This window comes from Pedobacter sp. MC2016-05 (assembly GCF_026239735.1).
In the GTDB taxonomy this organism is placed as follows: domain Bacteria; phylum Bacteroidota; class Bacteroidia; order Sphingobacteriales; family Sphingobacteriaceae; genus Pedobacter.
Map to the genome: position 1 here is coordinate 236,666 of NZ_JAPIVT010000005.1, position 18,672 is coordinate 255,337.

The following is an 18,672-nucleotide window of genomic DNA, read 5'->3' on the forward strand; positions in this document are numbered from 1 at the left end:
AAACCAAGGTTTTAATAGAGGTGAGTAAGGTACCCGCAACTGGTACAAAAATCGTTATATGGGGTTAAGATTCTATTTATCAATGAGTTATATCTGGTCTTTTATCAATACCAATGGAGATAAAAATCTATTCCAAATAGTGAGCGTCAAATTTCGTGTAATAAAAGGCATTGTAAGGGGTGCTGAAATGTTAAGCAGATACTAAAATAATATTTTTACAATATCACTTTTTAATTATCGTCCCGTTGATTAATAAATTGTTGTTGATGTTGCTGATAGCGATAATTGCTATTCCATCAAAATTGAGTGCTCAAACCTGTCCGGAAAATATCGGTTTCGAAAATGGAAATTTTTCGAACTGGAAGCTTTTTACCGGGCTTGCAAGTATCGACAAAAACAAGAATGTAATTTATACCAATGAAGTTAACAATCCGGCTTCTGGCAGACATACGCTAATCTCTGCTAAAACGGAGAAAGACTTTTATGGAGGCTTTTCGCTGATCCCAAAAAATGGCGGCAACTTTACCGTAAAGTTGGGGAACAACGGTACAGGAGCCCAAGCAGATGGCATATCTTATTTATTAAACGTGCCTGCAGATAGACCAGAATTTACTCTCACCTATCAATATGCTGTGGTTTTGGAAGATCCAAATCACCCTTTGGAAGAGCAGCCAAGATTTATAGCCAGAGTTAAAGACCTTGAAAAAAATGCTTATATTCCTTGTGCATCCTTTGAGTATGTAGCAACATCTTCATTGCCAGGTTTTACAAAATCGAAGGTCAACAACTCCGTAATTTATAAAGAATGGACACCAGTTACCATTAACTTATCTGGCTATCAGGGCAAAAAATTATTGATAGAATTTATTAGCGCAGATTGTGCCCTAGGTGGTCATTTTGGCTATGCTTATGTAGATGTAAATAATCTTTGTGGCGATTTAATTGTGGGCAATACTTTTTGTAAAAGTGCCGACGAGCTAAATATATCTGGACCTAGCGGCTTCAAAAATTACAATTGGTATAATGCAGATAGATCTGTGAAATATGGTTCAGGCCAATCAATTACGTTAAAACCCACACCGGCTGAAGGATCAAAAATTATTCTGGATTTAATGCCATATGATGGATTTGGATGTCCTAGCTCCGTAGAAGCTGTAGTGCATAGTGTCGATTACCAGGTTCTGGTCCAAGAAAAATACACAGTATGCGAAAACACTGAAATTGATTTGACCAGCGCTAATTATATTCTGAATAAAAATGAGGGCTTTACTTATCTGGTTTATCAGGATAAGGATTTAACGCAACAGGTACTGGCTTAGTTAAGATAACACAAAACAGTAAATATTTCATTAAGGCCACTAATTATAAAGGCTGTGAAAGCTTTGCGACGATTGATGTTGCTGTATTCGATATTGCTAATATCACTGTTAAAAATCCTCCGGCAGTTTGTTATAACGAAACCGTTGATATTACAAACAATCTCCTGTATTCAAACCTAGATGGTATTTCCAGAACTTATTTTAAAGATGAGAAAGCAACTAAAGTTTTGCCAAATCCTAATGCCGTAAACGTCTCTGGTATTTATTATGTTAATTTTTCCAATAATTTAGGTTGCAATAAAATTCTCCCGATTGAAGTTGAAATCAGTTCAAAACCTTTATTAAAGATTAGTAATCCCACTGCAGTATGTTTTCCAAATAAGGTTAACATTTCATCTCCAAGTATTTTTGCCGGTAGCGATGATTCCTTCCAATACAAATTTTTCGAAGATGCAGCCATAACAATCCCCCTTGCTAATCCAGAAAACGTAACTAAAACCGGAACTTACTACGTCACTGCTACTAATGCACAAGGTTGTTCGGTAAACGGTAAAGTTAACGTGGTAATTAATGATCTACCTGTTTTGGTCGTTAAAGATCCATCTGAAGTGTGTTATCCCGAAAAAATCGATTTAACTAACCCCAATCTTTTCGAAGGAAGTTCTGAGCAATTAAGTTATTCATTCTATACAAACGAGGGGATGACTGAGAAACTGGTGAATCCAAAAACGGTATCTAAATCGGGGATTTACTTTGTTAAGGCTACAAACCCATCTGGTTGCTTCGTTTATAGTAGGCTAAAAGTAACCGTTAATCCATTGCCAACCATTGTTCTTAATAAACCAAGACCTATTTTTGATAACGATTTTATTGATCTTACATCTGCAGAAAATATAAAGGGGAGCAAAGATTATCTGAAGGTTGGGTATTTTCATGATGCATCGTTAAGTCGGCCAATTGCTGATCCTACGAGAATTAATAAAGCTGGCATTTATTATATTTCCCTTCAAAATGACAAGGGATGTTCGGTTTCGGCATCGATAGAACTTAACATTTTACCTCAGCCGAAAATTGTTGTTCCTACAGCGTTTACACCAAATAAGGATACAAATAACCGATTGTATCCATTTCTGGTAAGTATTCAAAAGTTGACAAGTTTCAAGGTCTTCAATAAATGGGGAATTCTCGTTTTTCAGACTGATTTAGCCGCAAATGGTTGGGATGGTCAATTCAAAAGCAAAATGCAACCATTAGAAACATTTTCATGGTTTGCAGAAGGGATTGACACCTTTGGCGGAAAATTTCAAACTACAGGTAAAACCATATTGATATTATAATGTACAAATCGCTTCTCCTTTCATTTTTGTGCTTGGTTACATTATGTTGTTCTGCACAGGATCCAAAGTTTTCACAATACTTTGCGGCTCCTCTATCTTTGAACCCAGCTTTTACAGGTTTTTTTCATGGAGAGTATCGCCTCGCAGTAAACACACGCCAGCAATGGGGAAATTTAGGCGATCCTTACAATACTTATAGTGTTTCTGGCGATGTTAAGCTTGTGGAAGACGAAAATTTCACTAACAGCGTATTCAGTTTAGGTTTAAGCGGGTTGTTAGATGAATCGTTTAACAAGGCGCTAAAGTCGCAGTATATCAGTGCAAGCATGTCTTATTATCAATATCTTGATGTAGATCACCGGTTTAAGTTCGGTTTGGCGCCACAAGTGTCTTATGTTTCTAGATTTTTAGACTATAACAAACTAACTTTTGCATCGCAATATACTGATGGGGGCTTCGACAATTCGCTACCGAATTACCTAGATTTAAAGAACGATAAAACCTCTTACTTCGACGTCAATATCGGCGGTAATTTCTCAGCCACTTTTGATCATGTTAGTTTCGTTTTGGGATATGCGCATTATCATTTAACAAAACCTCAGGAAACACTCTTGAATAATACAAACGAATATGTTCCTTCCAGGCAAACGGTAAATTTTGGGATGCTTTATTTGCTTAGTAATTATCTCGATTTAAATGTAACTGGCGTTTATAATGTTCAGCGAAATAATAAAGACACTATCTTGGGTACTGTCGTGGGATTAAAACCCAATGATGAAACTCGATTGAAATTAAATTTCGGAATGTGGTTCAAGTTTAACGAGGCCTCATTTTATCCTTACTTGGGCGTTACAATGGGCGATGTGAGCGCTGGCTTAAATTACACCGTTTACGGAAACAAATTGATGAGTGCAACGCCACGCACTTATGAATTGTCGCTCATTTACCGCCATAACAATTTCAAAGGCTTCAAGGTTCCTTGTCCAAAATTTTAAATGATGAAAAAATTCTTTCTAATAGTTGTTTTTATTCTGCTAGGCGGATGGGCTTATAGCCAACAAACCAAGCGCACAATAGATTATCAATATTTTCGCAACGAGAATAGTTATTACGCTTATGAATTATTCAAAAACACAGATGCTGCACAGGATAATCAATTAATGATTAATTTTTCTGTCAATGTTAACTATAAAAAAGTCGATAAAATCTACATTAAATCGAAAGAGGTTGAGTTTAAATTAAAATTTAAAGAAAGAGAAGAAACTGTCAAAACGGATAATCCAGAACAGAAATTTTTCCCAATTATTTTTAATGGAGATGATCTGGCGGCTATGAAGTTATCCTGTGAAACGCAAATCATTTTTAAACTCGACAACGGACTTCAATATACATTGCCTTTAAATACTTGTAATATCATCGAGCTTATGAAAAAGAATTAGATTTTGACTTTTAAAGTTAGTTTATAAATATCATAAGCCACTTTTTGTATCAAATCAAATTGTTCGGGAACTAGATCTTTACCTTCGTTAATCGTTACGCCGGTATCAGCCAACCTAATTAACGGAACGTTTCCTATAGCATCGTTTCCCTCAACTAAATTATTGATCGAAGTATCGAGCAAATAATTAGTGTTTTGTGCCATTGGTTTTAATGCATCAAAATTCTCAAATATAAATTCATGCTCTTTATTATACAAAGAAAGCGTAGCTACATACGAAGACAATAAATGACTTAATGCAGTAAATTGATGCACTTCTTTTATGTAAAGCTGCTTGCTCTTTGGCTCAGAAAACATTCTTTGAAATAAGGAAGCTAGATTAGCTGTGGCTACATACACTTCCTTTCTGGCCAATTTATAATCCGTTCTGTTATATACTTTTTCGAAATACAATTTTACCACTTGCTCATAGTAGGCTTTGTTAGCTTTTATAATATCAGTCATGGCTTCTTTTAATTTTTCATGTTCCCATGTGGGAAATAGAGAATAACTGGCTAATAATGCAATGCCTGATCCAATGAAAGTATCATAAATCCTTTCTCGAGCCAATGCAATAGAACCCATACCCAGAAAATCGAAAAGGATAAGAATATAAGGGGTCATAAAGAGCACGCTTACTACGTAATTTTTACGTTGGAAACTATAACTGCCAATCATGCAGATGAGCAAAATAGTAAATAAGGCGTTTTTATCATGAATATAACTTACCACAGCCATCCCTATAAAAGCGCCTACCGTAGTTCCAATTAAGCGCTGATAGTTACGCTCTTTGGTTAAACTGAAACCAGGCTTTGAAATCACCAGTATGGTTAATAAAATCCAATAGCTATGCGAAAAATCAAGTATTTGCGAAACGATAAATCCTAACGTCATTACAACAGTAACCCGTAAGGAGTGCCTAAAAGTAGAAGAACTGTAGGTTAAATTTTCTTTAAAAAGATCAAAATCAAATTTCTGGCGCTTAATAAACTTCTCTGTATCAACTTCCGCTCTTCTAAGATCTTTGTTGGTACGAACTTTAAAATAACTAAATATTGTTTTCACTCTTGCCAGAATATTCTCAATATTCACTTCAATGTTCTTCAAAGCGATGATGCCAATAGTACTATATTCCTGATTGACATTATTTTTTTCCAGATTGTTGATTTTAATTTTTAAACGCTCAATTTCTATTAATAACCTTTTCGAGATTACGGGCTTGCCACCACTTTTTAAGGCGAAAGCAATATCATCCAGGGCGTAAGAAATCCGTTTAATGGCCATTTCGTAATCTGATAGAATTCCTGCCTTGTCAAATTGATCGTGCAACTGTTGATAATTGTAATAGGTAGACATTACCTGCTCAAATAAATCAACCATATCTACAAAAACCAGTAAAAGAAAACGCCCCTCCGGACTAGAATCCCTTACAATTTCCCTTGTTCTGAAAAGTAATTCCCTTACTGCGTCTTGTTTTTCATGAACAGAGACCTGGAGCTGCAGTAAATCCGCATAAGTTTTATCATAATTATTATTCTGGTGATAAAATTTAGCCTTCTCTCTTAAAAACTCCGCTACTTCTAAAATTGAATCGCTTAACGATTGCTGTACAAGCCTGAAGGGGCGAAGGCGGTACACGAAATAACTTAAGCCCGTATACCATAAACTGCCGGCCAAAACCATTAATGCGTGAATAATCACATCCTGCCATGGGCGAACATCATCAATACTCAACACCATGATTAATAAAACTGCAGTTCCAACCGACGCTGCCCGAACGCCATAGATATAAAACATGGAGAATATGAAACTCGAAATCGCCAGTAAAAAGCCAATAAAATAATGACTTTTGTTTGTTAAGCCAGTAATGATGGAAAAAAGAAATATCAATACAGTGGTAACCAACATGGCGTTTCGCCTGTGAACCATTGGCCCCGGACTATCCACTACGCTTACGCACAAAGCACCAAGAGAAAGTGTCATGCCGTAAGTTAACAGGCTAAATTGTGCCAGAATAAGAGAGGGGAGAAGCACGCCAATGGTAATGCGTAAACCATCAGCAAAATAGGTACTCAATAAAAAGTCTTGAATATTTCTGATGGGTTGCCTAATCTGCATGTACAAAAATAACATAATACAGAGGTTTTTTGTTGCCTGTAAAATTAAGTTTTCACAAAAAAAAATAATTTTTAAGCAGAATATCCTTAGTCTGCTGGTTCTCAAATATTTGCCTAGTGTTGATAAACTAGATTTTTATAAATGTTCATAAAACTTCTACTTCGTTGTTCTTATAGGTAAAACCGCCAATTATCTTAGTTAATCATGTTGATAACCAGTATTTTTAAGTTGATAATTTTGTTGATAATTTATTTCAGATTTCTCTTGACAAGAATGTGTTTCCCTACTAAATTAGATCATATCAAATACGAAGTACTTTGAATTCTGACAAAACAATCCAAAAGAGACAAGGAACTGAAAAGGGAATTGTTTCGGATAAGTTTACAGGGAAAACAATTAATTTCAGAAAGGGTTAAACTGAGTATGAATATGTAATAACCTGATCGAAAGATCGCTATTATGAAAATTGCACAGGCCCAAACAGAGCTTATTGAAAACTAAGAAGTTTACGGACAGAATAGTTGGAAATAAATTTTCACGAATCGTAAAAGTTGCAAAACCTAGCGAAAACGGAAAAATCAAGGTAACAAGAATTAGATGCTTTAAATTACAACTACGGTTGATTTTAAGGTTAAAACGGGGAACTGAATCGAAAGAAGAAGGACCCCGTTTTTATTTGGCTTCATTTTTAAAATCATTTAAAAAGAATGATCAATCTTTCGGCTATTATTTGCTAAAACAGTAAATTTACCAAATGGCCACAAAAGGTAAATTAACTTCTGACCCCAAGAAAAAGATTTTTGTTTTAGATACATCTGTCATTTTATATGATCATGATGCAATCAATAACTTTCACGAACACGACGTGGCTATTCCTATCCAAGTTTTAGAAGAACTCGATAATTTTAAAAGTGGTAACGACACTAGAAATTTTGAAGCCCGAAGTTTTATCCGATTGATCGATCAAACATCTAAGGAAAAACTGATTAGCGATTGGGTGGCACTAAAAGCTCAAAACGCAGGAAAGTTCAAAGTAATACTGAACGAACAGCCGCTAAAAATAAATGCAGAAGAAATTTTTGGAAAGGGTAAAACCGACCATAAAATCTTGAATGCAGCTTTAAGCTTACGCGAAGAAAATCCGGAGAAAAAAGTAGTATTGGTTTCGAAAGATATCTGCTTACGCTTAAAAGCAAAAGCTCTTGATTTATTTGCTGAGGACTACGAAACAGGTAAAATCAAGAATGTAGATGAGCTTTATGCTGGTAAAACAGAGCTTCTTAACTTCGATGAATCAATAATTGAATCCGTAAAAAAAGATAAACTCTTAAGATCAGCAAATATTGGCCTGCCAGCTAAAGAAGGAAATCATTTCTTCGTTTTAAAAAATAAAAGAAAAACCGCCAACGTTTTTTTTAACCATAATAATCAAACCATTTCTTTAGTTTCAACAGATCCGATTTTTAAAATAAAGCCTAAAAACATTGAACAGGCGTTTGCCATTCACGCTTTATTAGATGAAAATATTAAGCTCGTTAGCATCCAGGGGAATGCCGGCACAGGCAAAACACTTTTAGCACTTGCCAGTGCACTTGAACAGCGCAGAGATTTTAGACAAATTTATATTACCCGTCCCATTGTATCTCTTAGTAATAAGGATATTGGTTTTTTACCTGGAGATGCAAAATCGAAAACAGACCCATTCATGGCCCCAATTTGGGATAACCTACGCTTTATTAAAGATCAGTTTGTTAGCGATGATAAAATGTCGGCGAAAATTGATGAACTGATTACTACAGAAAAGATTGCCATAGCCCCACTGGCGTTTATTAGAGGGAGAACGCTAACCAAAATCTTCTTCATTATTGATGAGGCCCAGAACTTAACGCCTCATGAAGTTAAAACCATTATTTCGAGAGCTGGCGAAAATACAAAAATCGTCTTTACAGGCGATATCTATCAAATAGATACGCCTTACCTGGACTCAGAAAGTAATGGATTATCCTACCTCATCGAGAATGCAAAAAACCATCCTCTTTATGCGCACATTACCCTCCAAAAGGGCGAACGCAGTGAATTGGCAAACTTAGCAAACGTGTTACTCTAACTTAACTAAAACAACAATGTTCTCCATCTTCGTTCTCTTTTTTGGCATCCAGTGGTTAAACAGATACCTTGATAGTGATTCCAATAAACCAACTATCCCCGAAAATCCTGGAATAGAAAATAATCCAATTCAAAACTATTACCCACTATTTTTTCACTCTGTGATTATTCTATTAATCCTAATATCCTTTTTCTCCCCAGCTGTTTTAGATCAAGAGAAAGTGCATGTCTTGATCTCAGATGGTATTTTCCAGTTTGTTAGTACCGTTCTAATTTTGATTATCACCATCATAAATCCTTTTGTAAATCTATCGCCTGAATTGAAAATGAAGATTGAAGATGGGGCGGAAGCCACTAAAGCACCCTGGTTATTCTGGCTCACAAAAGGAAAAAACTGGCAGCTGCTTAAGGCACTCGCGTGTATACTCATTGTTGCCTATTTTATTTATCAAGACTATCTGGTTATTCCTAATTTCAATCAAGGCACAGTTTCGGGTGTCGCTGTAATTTTGATCTTATTTTTCGTGTTCGGAAATATTTTCGAGTTGATCAAAGATCCTGTGCTTTTTAAAAAGAAGACCGTTTTCAGGTTATCAATGCTTTATCGATCCATCAAATTATCGTTTTTCATATCAATCGTATTAATTATTCTCGGACTAATCATTTCATCAGCCTTTAACAAAGCGCTCGAAAAAGTAGCTAACATCGAAGCTGTTGTACTGCTGATATATAACGTTGTGATGGCAGTTAATGAATTTAAAGTGATACAGGCTCGTAACTAATGATATTTCTGTAGGGACCGAAGTGCAATAAAAAACCCAATTAGGGTAAGCACTGCACTTAAAATGAATGGCGCACCAGGAAAATATACCGGAGCATTTCCTTCAATAAAATAAGCAAAAATATGGGTCATCACCCACGGAGCAATAATGGCAGCCAAACTTTGCAATCCAGTTAAAACACCTTGCATTTCTCCCTGAGCATTTCCCGCCACCTGATTGGAAATAATCCCCTGCATTGCCGGTCCGCCAATCCCTGCCAATCCGTACGGAAGCATAAAAGCAAACATCATCCAACCTTTAGAGGCGAATGCAAAAGCCGTAAATCCGACTACGTAAAGTAATAAACCTATATAAACCGCCCGCTTTTCACCAATTTTCGGAAGGATAATTCTAATCAGGCCTCCCTGAACAATCCCGATGACAAGACCAACAAAGCCCAGTGAGTAGCCAACCCAGGCGGCATCCCAATTGAATTTTTCCATCGTATAAAATGTCCAGTTAGATTGAACTGAATGACTCGAAAAATACAAAAGGAATAATGTAACCATCAAACCGAGTAAGGCAGGATATTTCCCAATGCTGATGAGAGACCCAACTGGGTTCGCTCTTTTCCATTCAAACGGCCTTCTTTTATCCACTGGTAAAGATTCTGGCAATATGAAATATCCATAAAGCCAATTAATGAGCGACAAACCCGCCGCAATCATAAATGGAACCCGTGTTCCAAAATGGCTAAAGATACCACCTAAAACAGGCCCCAGAATGAAACCAACGCCGAAAGCTGCACCTACCAAACCAAAATTCTGAGCTCTTTTTTCGGGTGAAGATATGTCTGCAATGTAAGCTTGTGCTGTGGTAAAACTCGCACCAGTAATTCCAGCGATAATTCTTCCAACAAATAACCAAACGATTGATGGTGCAAAGGCCAGAAAAATATAGTCAATCCCTAACCCGAATAACGAACTTAATAAAATTGGCCTCCTACCAAAACGATCACTCAAGGCCCCGATAATAGGAGAGGATATAAACTGTACCGATGCATATGCCAGTGTAAGCCATCCACCATATTCTGCTGCTAAACCATAGCCACCACCTGTAAAATCCTGAATTAATTTTGGCAAAACGGGAATAATTATTCCAAAACCCGTAAAATCAATGAGTAAGGTAATCATGATAAAACTCATTGCAGATTTTCTTTCCTTGGCCATGTTAAGATTGATTTACCACAAAAATATAATTTTGAACGCAGTATCTCCGCTTAAAATTAAGTAAAAACCGACCGGGCAGGTTAAATGGATGAGCTGTTGAGATTATCTGTAGATAAGACAATTGATTTAATCAAAGACAAATCAATTTAAACTACGCTTAAAAGAATCAAAAACATTTAATGACTTGATGAGCCGAACTAAAGGCCAAAACTTTTCCACAATGCCTTATTTCGGCATATTTTTGCTAAATTCGCAAGGTTATAATAATAGCTTTTTTAAATATCGTTTTTGATAACGAGAATAATAATTTATGGCAGAAGATTTAGAGAATCAACAAAACGACAAAATCATCCAAATTAATATAGAGGAGCAGATGAAATCGGCCTACATTGACTATTCAATGTCGGTAATCGTATCAAGGGCTTTGCCTGATGTACGCGATGGATTAAAACCGGTTCACCGCAGGGTGCTTTACGGTATGCTTGATCTTGGCGTAACCAGTAATAAACCACATAAAAAATCTGCCCGTATTGTGGGTGAGGTTTTGGGTAAGTATCACCCACATGGTGATGCATCTGTATATTTTACTATGGTTCGTATGGCTCAAGATTGGAGCTTACGTTATCCAATGGTAGATGGACAAGGAAACTTTGGCCACATCGATGGAGATTCACCTGCAGCAATGCGTTATACGGAGGCACGTTTTTCAAAAATTGCCGAAGAAATGCTTGCTGATATCAACAAAGATACGGTAGATTTTCAGTTGAACTTTGATGATACGTTACAAGAGCCAACAGTTTTACCAGCAAAAATCCCTAACCTTTTGGTTAACGGATCTAGTGGTATTGCGGTGGGTATGGCCACTAACATGGCGCCACATAACTTAACCGAATGTATTGAAGGTATTGTAAACTACATTGATAACAGAGATATTACCATTGAGGAATTAATGAAGTTTGTCAAAGCTCCTGATTTCCCGACAGGTGGTATTATTTATGGCTACACTGGTGTTAAAGAGGCTTTTGAAACCGGTCGTGGACGTATTGTAATGCGTGCTAAAGCTGAGATTGAGAACCTTCGAGACCGCGAAGTAATTATTGTTACCGAAATTCCTTACCAGGTTAATAAGGCCCAAATGATTGAGCGTACAGCTGAATTAGTGGGTGAGAAAAAATTGGAAGGTATTTCGAACATTAAAGATGAATCTAACAAAGATGGTATCCGGATCGTTTACGAGATAAAACGCGATGCAAATGCATCGATTGTTTTGAACAATCTATACAAGTACACCGCTCTACAAACATCTTTCAGTGTAAATAATATTGCGTTGGTAAAAGGTCGTCCGCAGATGCTCAATCTGAAAGACCTGATTGTACATTTTGTAGATCACCGCCATGATGTTGTTGTTCGCCGTACGAGATATGAACTAGCAGAAGCTGAAAAACGTGCCCATATCTTGGAAGGTTATTTAATTGCTTTAGACCATTTAGATGAAGTAATTAAATTAATTCGTGCATCAGAAACTCCGGAAGAAGCCCGCGTAGGTTTAATGGAGAAATTTGGCTTAAGCGATATTCAAGCACGTGCTATTCTGGATATGACATTGCGTCGTTTAACAGGACTAGAGCGTGATAAGATTAAAGAAGAGTATGCTGAATTGATGAAAACCATCGAATATTTGCAATCTATTTTAGCTGATGAAGGTTTGCGTATGCAAATTATCAAGGATGAATTGGAAGAAGTAAAACAGAAATTTGGTGATGAACGCAAAACGACCATTGTTCACTCTGCGGAGGATATGAGCATGGAAGATTTCATCGATGATGAGGAAGTGGTGATCACAATCTCTCACGAAGGCTATGTTAAACGTACACCAGCAACCGAATTTAGAGCGCAGGGTAGAGGTGGAAAAGGATCAAAAGGCAGTACCTCGAGAAATGAAGATTTCATTGAGCACATGCTGGTAGCTACTAACCACAACTATATGTTATTCTTTACCGAAGCCGGAAGATGTTTCTGGCTGAGGGTTTACGAAATTCCTGAAGGCTCAAGAACCAGTAAAGGAAGAGCCATTCAAAACATCATCAATATTCCAAAAGATGAAAAAATTAAGGCTTATATCAAAGTTAAGAACCTTAAAGATCAGGAATACCTAGAGAATAACTTCATCATCATGTGTACTAAAAAAGGTACCATTAAGAAAACTTCTCTTGAGGCATATTCTCGTCCGCGTGTTAACGGTATTAATGCAATAAACATTAACGAAGGTGATGTTTTACTAGAAGCATGTTTAACCAACGGCCAAAGCGAAATTGTTATGGCTTTACGTTCAGGAAGAGCAATTCGCTTTAACGAAAGTACTGTTCGTCCGATGGGTAGAACGGCAACCGGTGTACGCGGTGTTAGATTGGCTCACGACAAAGATGAAGTTGTTGGCATGATTGCTGTAAACAATCCAGAGGTTACGGTGTTAGTAGTATCAGAAAAAGGATACGGAAAACGGACTGATATTGAAGATTATCGTGTAACTAACCGTGGCGGTAAAGGAGTTAAAACCATTAACGTTACTGAAAAAACAGGACAATTAGTATCAATTAAAGACGTTACTGATAGCGAAGATTTGATGATCATCAACAGATCTGGAATAGTAATCAGAATTCCTGTTTCTGCATTGAGGGTGATGGGTAGAGCTACTCAAGGCGTTCGTTTAATTTCACTTAAAGGTGATGATGAGATAGCGTCTGTAACAAAAATCGACCACGAAGAAGATGAGGAAGAAACAGTAGATTTAGCTGATGTAGTGGTAACTGACGGTGAAGAAATAGAGCCAGATACTGCCGAAGCTGAAGAAACTGATGATGATGAAACAGACTCAGAGGACGAAACGGAAGAAGAAAATTAACTAAATAACGATTAGAATAAATATTATGAAAAGAGTATTTCTAGGTATAATTTTAGCAGGAGCAGTAAGCTCTGCATTTGCTCAGAAAAGCGAAGTTAACGAAGCAAAAAAGAAGTGGGGTATTTTCCAGTTAACCTCGCAAGGAGCTAGCACGCCATTACCAAAAAAGATGGAAGCGATTAAGGCTGGGTTAGCGCATACAGATAAAGCGATAGCTGATGAAAAGTCTAAAATAATGCCGGAAGCTTGGTCTTACCGTGCTTTATTTGCTTCATCTGCAGCGATTATCGATACTGTTGATGCTGCTAACGCAGATGCTAATCTAAAGATAGCTCAAGATGCTATTGTTGAAGGTAAGAAGATCGATACTAAAGGCGCTGAGAAAGATAATTTTGCTTTGGCAGAAACCAACATCGCTAATGCAGTTAGAAATGCCGGCGTGATGGCTTATAACAAAAAAGATTACAAAACTGCATACACTAAATTTGTTCAAGCTACAGAAATCAATCCACAGGATACAGCAATGTATCTAAATGCTGGTATTGCAGCAAGAAATACTGAAAACTGGCCTGCGACAATTCAACAATTTAAGAAAGTAATTTCATTAAATTCACCACAGTCATCAGACTTGTATAACGAATTGGTTGACATTACGTTGCGTAAGCAAAAAGATACCACTGCTGCTTTAGCTATAATTAAAGAAGCAGCTGCTAAATATCCTGAAAATGTAGAGCTGATTAAAACTGAAACTCAAATTTATATTGATAGGGGTGATGCAGCAAAATCTGAGCAAATGTTAAATTCTTTGGCCGCGAAGGAGCCAAATAATGCAAGTTATCAGGTTTTGTTAGGAAACATTTATTTCTCTCAGGCATTGAAGCTTCAAAATGATAGAAATAAAATTGATGCTAAAAAAGTAAAAGAATTTAATGAGGTAACTGCCAAAATGAACGGTTTGTTAGATAAGTCGTTACCTTATTACAAAAAAGCTTTAGAAATTGATTCCAAAAATGTTGGTGCTTTAGAGACCTTAAAAACCATTTATGGATTTAGAAATGATACCAAAAATTATGAGGATATTAAGAAACGTTTAGATGCGCTTCCAAAACAATAAAAATCTCATAATTCTAAAAAAGAGTCCCGATTTTATCGAGACTCTTTTTTTTTGTTTATTTTTACAGCATTCGCAGTTTTTAATCAATCATTACACAACAATTATCCTATGCAAAGCGGTTCAAAGTTATTATTAGTGCTCTTAATATTCACTTCACTTAATGCTTTAGCTCAAAAAAGTCAAATATTAATCGCCAGGAATTCTGTTGGAAAATTGCAGGCTTCAATTGCAAATAAAGAAGACGAAAAAAAACAATTGGCCATAATTACTGAGGGATTAAAATCAATAGAATCTGCAGAAAAAGACAATAAAACAAAAAATTGGGCAGAAACCTGGGCAATAAAATCTTACCTCACATCTTACGCATCGTTAATCGACACAGATAAAGCAAATGCTGATAAATTTTACGATGCCGCCAATAGCGCAATCAAGCAGGCGAGGGGCTTGGATAAGTATGAAGACAATTCAGGCTTAATAAAGGCATCACATCATAATATTTTAATTAAAAAACAAGAGAAAGCTAATGCATCTTTTTTTAATAACGATTTTACCGAAGCCTATACGGATTTGAAGGAAGTAAGCGATGCTTTTCCCGCTGACACGACCTTAGCGTTAAACACCGGAATTTGTGCTTTGAATATCCAGAATTATGATGAAGCTATCAACTACTTCAAAAGAGCTAAAGAAAACGGAATTCAAAATGCAGCCATGTTTCAAAAACTTGCGCAACTTTATGTAGGCAAATATGATAATGAAACTGCCATTAAAACTTTAGAAGATGGTTTAGTAAAAAATCCTTTTCAAAAAAATTTAACCAACGATTACATCAATCTTTTACTAGATACCGAAAATTACACCAGAGCTGCAACGCTTATTGAAGGTAATTTGAAAGTTGAGAAAGGAAATAAGCTTTTATATTTTCTTTACGGTTATTTGCAACAAATAGGTGGAAATAACTCTACTGCAATTTTAGCTTACGACAAAGCCCTTGATACAGATCAAAATTATTTTGATGCTTTGTATCAGATGAGTTTAGCATACATTAATAGTGCAAATGAAACATTAAGCAAGAACGAAGCAGATAAAACTGCAAAATATAATAACTTAATTAACCGAGCACAGTTTGCTTTGCAACGTGCTAATGAAATAAATCCTAACGATAAAAAGACGGTTCAGCTTTTGGTTGATATCTATACCAAAAAGAATGCAACTGATAAAGTGCAGGAACTAAATCGTAAACTTCAAGAACTTTAATTTCCTAATTAGATTCATAGAAGAGTAGGATGTTCAAAATTATCAACTTAACATAATATTAATTATAGGACATTTTGTAATTTAAAAATTAAGGCGCAGCTATTTTGTTTTTGATAGCATTATTGACTCTGGAAATCTATCAAATAACAAATAATACTGAAAACATATTTTAGAGCATTTGCCTTAACACTGAAGTCGGCCAGGATTAATTGCTTAAAGATCCGGCAACCATTTATTTACATACAAATTTCCATTGGAGGATTCTCTAAATGCTTAACAAATTATCCTAAATTTTAAACCCAGTGAATGCCTTTTTTCAGAAATTGCTGTGTTTTATATTCATCTGAATCTACATCAGGTTGAACATTATAGCCCCAGTTAGCCTGTGGTGGCAAACTCATCAGTATCGATTCTATTCTACCATTGGTTTCCAAACCAAATTTCGTTCCCGAATCGTAAACCAAATTAAATTCAACATAACGGCTTCGACGCTGATATTGCCAGTTTTTCTGTGCTTCTGTAAAATCTTTGTCCCGATTTCTATCAATCAGTTCTGTGTAGATCGGCAAAAAAGTTTCACCCACATTCGCCGAGAAATCCAAAATTTCTTCCCATGATAAATTTGTATTTTCTGGCTTTAAACGATCGTAAAAAATACCACCTATACCGCGTGTTTCTTCTCGATGTTTGATAAAGAAGTAATCATCAGCATGATTTTTAAATTTTGGATAAAAGTCTGTGCTAAATTCGTCGCAGGCCTGTTTTAGTTTATGGTGAAAAAAGCGGGCGTCATTTTCGAAAACATAATGTGGCGTTAAATCTATCCCTCCACCAAACCAACGTGTTTCCTCATTAAGCTCAAAATAGCGAATATTCATATGAATAATCGGCACTAAAGGATGATTCGGGTGGATTACGATTGAAACACCGGTAGCAAAAAAATCATCATCTGTAACTTGGAAGGCTTTTTTAACTGCTTCAGGAAGTTTTCCGTAAACGGCCGAAAAATTAACACCACCTTTTTCGATAATGGCGCCATTTTGCATGATTCGGGTGCGGCCACCTCCCCCACCATTTCTTTCCCAAAGCTCTTCTGCAAATTTCCCTTTGCCATCGGCAATCTCCAAACCTCTACAAATCTCATCCTGTATTTGCTGATAACGTTCTGCTACTTCTTCTTTAAACATGGTGGAATTATTAAATACACACAAATTTAACCCTATTGAAATAGCTAATGGGATTTATGTTTAGATAGTACATTTTGTTGACATTAACTGTTAGAAGCTCTCCGGTTGGCTTCTTAAAAGATTTACTCTTCCAGGTAATCCAAATCTTTGCTAAAACTTTCTTTCAACTGACTTAAGCCAAAAACTGCTATAATGGTTAAGATAGCCATCACTAAATAGCCTGCAGTGATTAAACTATATCTTTTAGCTAAAAATTCAAACAGAAATGTAATCGGGATTAGTGCCCCACGCACAAAATTCGGTGCTGTAGTGGTTACTGTTGCTCTAATATTTGTTCCGAATTGTTCTGAAGCGATAGTCACAAAAGTAGCCCAGTATCCGACTGAAAAACCCAAAAATAAACAGATCCAAATAAATGCGCTACTGGTTAAACCAAAACTTGTTAAATACACCACCACGCTAATTACTGATAATAAATGAAAAATAAACACAGTCTTTTTTCGAGACTTAAGTGCCTGCGAAAGTAATCCGGTAACTACATCGCCGATGGCAATGCCGAAGTAAGTAAACATAATCCCTGTCCCAGCTTTTAATGGTTCTGTTGCGCCTAAAGCTTTGCCAAATTCGGGTGCCAGCGTAACCAATATGCCTACAACAAACCATAATGGAATTCCGATTAATATGCAGTACAAATACTTCAAAAACCGCTTTTTGTTATTAAAAAGCATGAAGATGTTTCCTTTAGAGATATCTGTATTGGCTGCATGTTTAAACATTCCGGACTCGAAAGTGCCAACACGCAGCAAAAGAAGGATTAAACCCATGCCACCACCAACAAAATAAGAAGTTTGCCAGGTATATTTTGAAGCTACTGATGCCGCTACCGCTGCTCCAAGTAAACCAATCGCACCAACGATCATCGTTCCATATCCACGTTTCTCCTTATCCATCGTCTCGGCTACAAGGGTAATGCCAGCGCCTAGTTCTCCAGCCAGACCTATACCTGCAATAAACCTAATGATTGCATAACTATTAACTGTGGTTACAAAGCCATTGGCAATGTTTGCTAAAGAATATAAAAGTATAGAGCCAAAGAGAACTTTAATTCTGCCCAGCTTATCTCCCAGAATCCCCCATAGTATTCCGCCAAGCAACAATCCGAACATTTGTGAGTTAATGATCAAAAAACCATCAGACTGCATATTTTCTGCAGAAACGCCAATTTCAGTTAGACTTTGAACGCGTACAACGGAAAATAAAACAAGATCGTAGATATCTACAAAATAGCCAAGGGCAGCTACAATAACTAAAAAAACTACATTACGATTGTTGGCTTTTGATTCAGGTTTCATTTAATATTTGGTTTATCTGCTGAAAGTACAAATAAGCACAAATAAATAAAATAGTTTATAAAAATAAAAGCCACTCTATTGGAGTGGCTTTTTATTCTCCTACATAGGAGGCATTTTTTTTGTTGTATCTGGTGGCATCGTTTTGGATGTATCCGTCGGCGTGGTTGTCGAGGTTGTATCCATTGGAGCTGTTGTTGTAGAATCCATCGTGGTACTGTCTGAAGATCCAGCCATGTTTTTAGATGAATTGCATGCTGATGTGGCAATCATTATCGTACCAGCAAAAGCAAGACTTAAAATTATTTTTTTCATAGTTTTTTAATGTTATCTGTAATCTTAACAACCTTGAAATCATTTGGTTTTATTTTTTTTCTTCAGAAATATTGAGATGCAATTTTATGCTGCTGATTTACAAGGTATTCAATCGAAAAAGTAGAGAGTTATAGCATCTATTTCGTGCCACATAACGGTGATACCTGACTAAAATGCTGTCAAAACTTGAAATAGCATGTTCGT

Annotated in this window: 14 protein-coding genes; 9 read left to right on the top strand and 5 right to left on the bottom strand. The window is 36.3% G+C overall.

The window, feature by feature from the left end; genetic code table 11:
- Positions 1 to 263: 263 nt before the first annotated feature.
- From OQZ33_RS09690 to OQZ33_RS09705, 4 genes are all read left to right on the top strand, one after another.
- Entirely contained in the window at positions 264 to 1,319 is a 1,056-nt protein-coding gene (locus tag OQZ33_RS09690) for a hypothetical protein (protein ID WP_265798838.1), read from the top strand.
- Between the two features lie 227 nt (positions 1,320 to 1,546).
- On the top strand, positions 1,547 to 2,656 hold the full coding sequence (locus tag OQZ33_RS09695) for a gliding motility-associated C-terminal domain-containing protein (protein ID WP_265798839.1): 1,110 nt from the start codon (positions 1,547 to 1,549) through the stop codon (positions 2,654 to 2,656).
- A complete protein-coding gene (locus OQZ33_RS09700) occupies positions 2,656 to 3,651 on the top strand; it encodes a PorP/SprF family type IX secretion system membrane protein (RefSeq protein WP_265798840.1) in 996 nt (331 codons plus the stop codon). Before OQZ33_RS09695 ends, OQZ33_RS09700 begins: the two co-directional genes overlap by 1 nt.
- Complete coding sequence (locus OQZ33_RS09705; protein ID WP_265798841.1) at positions 3,652 to 4,095, top strand: hypothetical protein; 444 nt, start codon at positions 3,652 to 3,654, stop codon at positions 4,093 to 4,095.
- On the opposite strand, the gene OQZ33_RS09710 is transcribed toward OQZ33_RS09705, so the two are convergent.
- Positions 4,092 to 6,266, bottom strand: coding sequence for an FUSC family protein (locus tag OQZ33_RS09710; protein WP_265798842.1), 2,175 nt, complete (start codon positions 6,264 to 6,266; stop codon positions 4,092 to 4,094). The genes OQZ33_RS09705 and OQZ33_RS09710 overlap by 4 nt on opposite strands.
- A gap of 739 nt (positions 6,267 to 7,005) precedes the next feature.
- Between OQZ33_RS09710 and OQZ33_RS09715 the strand changes: the two genes are divergently transcribed.
- Positions 7,006 to 8,358, top strand: coding sequence for a PhoH family protein (locus OQZ33_RS09715; protein WP_265798843.1), 1,353 nt, complete (start codon positions 7,006 to 7,008; stop codon positions 8,356 to 8,358).
- A gap of 16 nt (positions 8,359 to 8,374) precedes the next feature.
- The gene (locus OQZ33_RS09720; RefSeq protein ID WP_265798844.1) at positions 8,375 to 9,139 is read left to right on the top strand and encodes a hypothetical protein; all 765 of its coding nucleotides are present in this window, start codon (positions 8,375 to 8,377) and stop codon (positions 9,137 to 9,139) included.
- On the opposite strand, the gene OQZ33_RS09725 is transcribed toward OQZ33_RS09720, so the two are convergent.
- Positions 9,136 to 10,347: a TCR/Tet family MFS transporter gene (locus OQZ33_RS09725; RefSeq protein WP_265798845.1), complete on the bottom strand. Its 1,212-nt coding sequence runs from the start codon at positions 10,345 to 10,347 to the stop codon at positions 9,136 to 9,138. The two genes, OQZ33_RS09720 and OQZ33_RS09725, sit on opposite strands and share 4 nt — an antisense overlap.
- A gap of 310 nt (positions 10,348 to 10,657) precedes the next feature.
- Between OQZ33_RS09725 and gyrA the strand changes: the two genes are divergently transcribed.
- The 3 genes from gyrA (at position 10,658) to OQZ33_RS09740 (ending at position 15,617) form a co-directional block, all read left to right on the top strand.
- Entirely contained in the window at positions 10,658 to 13,249 is a 2,592-nt protein-coding gene (gene gyrA / locus OQZ33_RS09730; RefSeq protein WP_265798846.1) for a DNA gyrase subunit A, read from the top strand.
- A gap of 25 nt (positions 13,250 to 13,274) precedes the next feature.
- Complete coding sequence (locus OQZ33_RS09735; RefSeq protein WP_265798847.1) at positions 13,275 to 14,363, top strand: tetratricopeptide repeat protein; 1,089 nt, start codon at positions 13,275 to 13,277, stop codon at positions 14,361 to 14,363.
- Between the two features lie 108 nt (positions 14,364 to 14,471).
- Positions 14,472 to 15,617, top strand: a complete 1,146-nt coding sequence (locus tag OQZ33_RS09740) for a tetratricopeptide repeat protein (protein ID WP_265798848.1) — start codon at positions 14,472 to 14,474, stop codon at positions 15,615 to 15,617.
- 293 nt (positions 15,618 to 15,910) lie between these two features.
- On the opposite strand, the gene hemF is transcribed toward OQZ33_RS09740, so the two are convergent.
- From hemF to OQZ33_RS09755, 3 genes are all read right to left on the bottom strand, one after another.
- Positions 15,911 to 16,804 (bottom strand): oxygen-dependent coproporphyrinogen oxidase, encoded by an 894-nt coding sequence (gene hemF, locus OQZ33_RS09745; RefSeq protein ID WP_265798849.1) that lies wholly within the window; start codon positions 16,802 to 16,804, stop codon positions 15,911 to 15,913.
- Between the two features lie 122 nt (positions 16,805 to 16,926).
- A complete protein-coding gene (locus OQZ33_RS09750) occupies positions 16,927 to 18,156 on the bottom strand; it encodes an MFS transporter (RefSeq protein WP_265798850.1) in 1,230 nt (409 codons plus the stop codon).
- A 99-nt stretch (positions 18,157 to 18,255) separates the two neighbouring features.
- Positions 18,256 to 18,468, bottom strand: a complete 213-nt coding sequence (locus OQZ33_RS09755; RefSeq protein WP_082454911.1) for a coproporphyrinogen III oxidase — start codon at positions 18,466 to 18,468, stop codon at positions 18,256 to 18,258.
- Positions 18,469 to 18,672 lie beyond the last annotated feature (204 nt).

Coding starts and splice junctions, on each gene's coding strand:
- OQZ33_RS09720 (WP_265798844.1), top strand. CDS start 8,375: ATGTTCTCCATCTTCGTTCTCTTTTTTGGCATCCAGTGGTTAAACAGA.
- OQZ33_RS09755 (WP_082454911.1), bottom strand. CDS start 18,468: ATGAAAAAAATAATTTTAAGTCTTGCTTTTGCTGGTACGATAATGATT.
- hemF (WP_265798849.1), bottom strand. CDS start 16,804: ATGTTTAAAGAAGAAGTAGCAGAACGTTATCAGCAAATACAGGATGAG.
- OQZ33_RS09710 (WP_265798842.1), bottom strand. CDS start 6,266: ATGTTATTTTTGTACATGCAGATTAGGCAACCCATCAGAAATATTCAA.
- OQZ33_RS09750 (WP_265798850.1), bottom strand. CDS start 18,156: ATGAAACCTGAATCAAAAGCCAACAATCGTAATGTAGTTTTTTTAGTT.
- OQZ33_RS09700 (WP_265798840.1), top strand. CDS start 2,656: ATGTACAAATCGCTTCTCCTTTCATTTTTGTGCTTGGTTACATTATGT.
- OQZ33_RS09735 (WP_265798847.1), top strand. CDS start 13,275: ATGAAAAGAGTATTTCTAGGTATAATTTTAGCAGGAGCAGTAAGCTCT.
- OQZ33_RS09705 (WP_265798841.1), top strand. CDS start 3,652: ATGATGAAAAAATTCTTTCTAATAGTTGTTTTTATTCTGCTAGGCGGA.
- OQZ33_RS09715 (WP_265798843.1), top strand. CDS start 7,006: ATGGCCACAAAAGGTAAATTAACTTCTGACCCCAAGAAAAAGATTTTT.
- OQZ33_RS09740 (WP_265798848.1), top strand. CDS start 14,472: ATGCAAAGCGGTTCAAAGTTATTATTAGTGCTCTTAATATTCACTTCA.
- OQZ33_RS09725 (WP_265798845.1), bottom strand. CDS start 10,347: ATGGCCAAGGAAAGAAAATCTGCAATGAGTTTTATCATGATTACCTTA.
- gyrA (WP_265798846.1), top strand. CDS start 10,658: ATGGCAGAAGATTTAGAGAATCAACAAAACGACAAAATCATCCAAATT.